The sequence below is a fragment of the Ostreibacterium oceani genome, assembly GCF_009362845.1.
In the GTDB taxonomy this organism is placed as follows: Bacteria; Pseudomonadota; Gammaproteobacteria; order Cardiobacteriales; family Ostreibacteriaceae; genus Ostreibacterium; species Ostreibacterium oceani.
Genome location: NZ_WHNW01000026.1, coordinates 1 through 758, shown reverse-complemented (window position 1 = coordinate 758; position 758 = coordinate 1). Strand labels below are relative to the sequence as shown.

Below are 758 nucleotides of genomic sequence, written 5' to 3'. Positions count from 1 at the left end.
CAGTAAAATTCACTCACCACAACGCGGAGAAATGGCAGAGTGGTCGAATGCACCGGTTTTGAAAACCGGCGACTGTAACAGGTCCGGGGGTTCGAATCCCTCTTTCTCCGCCATTTCAATATTTCATAGCACTTCAGAAAACCTCAAAACTCTTTACTAGCAAGGGATTAGTCTAAAATCTTTGTTCCATAAGCTATCATAATAAACTATAAAATCTCACCTTTATGGTAACATAGGAAGTAACACAGCTTTTGAAATACAAAATCGTGTTACATAAAACGCCAAACATAAGCGTAGCAATGGATTATCTGTATTTAACAAAAAGCTATTTGAATATATCCCTTTTATAAGGTAGTAATTATGGCTAAGCTAGTAACCCCTCTCACTGATTCAAAAATCAAAAATAGCAAACCCAAAGATAAAGAATACAATTTATCTGATGGCGCTGGGTTATCTTTGCGAATTAAGCCTAACGGTACTAAGTTATGGTTGCTTAACTATGTTAGACCTAAAACAAATAAGCGAACTAATTTAAAGCTAGGAATATATCCTGAAGTAGCATTAGCTAAAGCAAGAGAGAGGCGTCAATTTTATAGAGGACTGCTTGCCGATGGGATAGACCCACAAAACCATATCCAGCAAGAAAGTGAAAAGCACCTAGACAAGAATAGTTTTAAGCATTGGGCTACTGCTTGTTTAGCTACTAAAACTAATCTTACGCAGAAAACACAATATGGCTTTCAATCGAGATTAGATAA

1 protein-coding gene and 1 tRNA gene are annotated in these 758 nt (G+C 36.7%); both read left to right on the top strand.

The features are described 5' to 3' along the window. Positions 1 to 25: 25 nt before the first annotated feature. A tRNA-Ser gene (locus GCU85_RS09850) sits at positions 26 to 113 on the top strand. Between the two features lie 247 nt (positions 114 to 360). Next, positions 361 to 758 (top strand): integrase arm-type DNA-binding domain-containing protein (locus GCU85_RS09845; protein WP_152811012.1); only part of this gene is annotated, 398 nt, incomplete at its 3' end.